The sequence below is a fragment of the Cryobacterium fucosi genome, assembly GCF_004403515.1.
Lineage (GTDB): Bacteria > Actinomycetota > Actinomycetes > Actinomycetales > Microbacteriaceae > Cryobacterium > Cryobacterium fucosi.
The window spans coordinates 1-1647 of sequence record NZ_SOHH01000002.1; the positions used below are offsets into that span (position 1 = coordinate 1).

The window sequence follows — 1647 nt, forward strand, 5'->3', positions numbered from 1 at the left end:
CACAAACATCATCGCCCACCCGCAAGGATTAACACGGACCCATGCCGAAAGCAAAGAACCACGCCGACGAACCTAAAATAAACGCGACTGTAGTACTAGGGTCGGCCCATGCTGGAGCCTTTCGTCGCCGTCCCGTCCTATGCCGCCGCAGACAAGTCGACGCCGGTGGCCGGGCCAGGGAGCGCGCCGGCGAGGCATGCCCAGGGGGGAGGATTCGGCGCACGCCTTCCCGTGGCGGATGCCGCCGGCCGAGTCGGGATTGCGGATCCGGCCGCACCGCAGCCCCGTCAGGCACCGCACCCGGCACGGGCCGACCTGTCTGGACTGGGCCCGCTGGCCGGGTTCGCCGCCGGCGACGGCGTCACCGACCTGTTCGTCAACGGCGAAACCGGTCTCTGGGTCGACTCCGGCCACGGTCTGGTTCGTGAACCCGGCTGGGAATGCGCTGAGGCGGCCGTGCGCGAACTCGCCGTGCGCCTGGTCGCCCTCGGCGGGCGGCACATCGACGAGGCCAGCCCCTGCGTGGACGTGCGGCTGGCGGACGGCATCCGCGTGCACGCCGTGCTGCCGCCGGTCTCGAGCACGGGCACCCTCGTGTCCATCCGGTTGCCGCGGGCCGACCGGCCGACCCTGTCCGCCCTCGCCGCGGCCGGACTGTGCGGCACGGGCGAGCCGTCCCGGCTGCTCGTCGAACGGCTTCGCTCCGCGGTGCGCCGCCGGGAGAACCTACTCATCACGGGCGCCGCCGGCAGCGGCAAGACCACCCTGCTCGCGGCCCTGCTCGGGGAGGCCCCGCCGGGGGAGCGCATCGTGGCGATCGAAGACGTCGCGGAGCTGCAGGTCGACCACCCGCACTTCGTCGCCCTCGAATCGCGGCAGCCCAACCTGGAGGGTGCCGGCCGGATCGGCCTGGACAGCCTGCTCCGCGAGGCGCTGCGGATGCGGCCCGACCGGCTCGTGCTCGGCGAATGTCGCGGCGCGGAGATCCGGGAGCTGCTGGCCGCGCTGAACACCGGCCACGACGGGGGCGCCGGCACCCTGCACGCGAATTCCCTCCGGGACGTGCCCGCCCGCCTCGAGGCGCTGGGCGCCCTCGCCGGGATGAGCGCCGACGCCGTGGCCCGCCAGGCGGTCAGCGCGATCGGCCTGGTCCTGCATCTCGAACGCCGGGGCGGTCAGCGCCGGCTGGCGCAGGTGGGCCGGTTCGCCCTGGATGCCGCGGGCCGGTTGGAAACCGTCGCCGCAGGCGACGGCGCGGGGGCGAGCCCGGCGGGGGCGGGCGCGTGAGGCGCCGGCGGCCCCCGAGGCGCGAGGCATCCCCGGGAATCGACGATGTCGCCCGGGTCACCCAGCGGCTTGCGGTGCTGCTCTCGGCCGGAGTCTCCCCGGCCTCCGCCTGGCAGCACCTGGTCGAGGTCGAGCCGCCGGGATCCGTGCCGACGCGACCGGCCACAGCACCGCCGCGCCTCGGACGATCGCTGCGGGGCGCGACTGGTGAACCGCCTCCGACCGCCCGGATCGTCCGGATGGCCGCCGCCGCCGGGAAGAAGGGCGACAGCATCGCGGATGCGGTGGCCGCCGAGGCCGGCGCGGCGGGCGGGCAGGTCGGCGATGCCTGGCTCGGCCTGGCCGCGGCCTGGCTCGTGG

1 protein-coding gene and 1 pseudogene are annotated in these 1647 nt (G+C 75.0%); both read left to right on the forward strand.

Annotated features, from left to right (window positions below; genetic code table 11):
• The first annotated feature begins 108 nt into the window (after positions 1 to 108).
• Positions 109 to 1287 (forward strand): TadA family conjugal transfer-associated ATPase, encoded by a 1179-nt coding sequence (locus E3T48_RS00030; protein WP_134521857.1) that lies wholly within the window; start codon positions 109 to 111, stop codon positions 1285 to 1287.
• Positions 1284 to 1647: pseudogene (locus E3T48_RS00035) on the forward strand (hypothetical protein); the annotation flags it as partial. The gene E3T48_RS00030 and the pseudogene E3T48_RS00035, both read left to right, overlap by 4 nt.

Excerpts from the sequence above, each read along its gene's own strand:
- E3T48_RS00030 (WP_134521857.1), top strand. The coding sequence starts at position 109 with ATGCTGGAGCCTTTCGTCGCCGTCCCGTCCTATGCCGCCGCAGACAAG.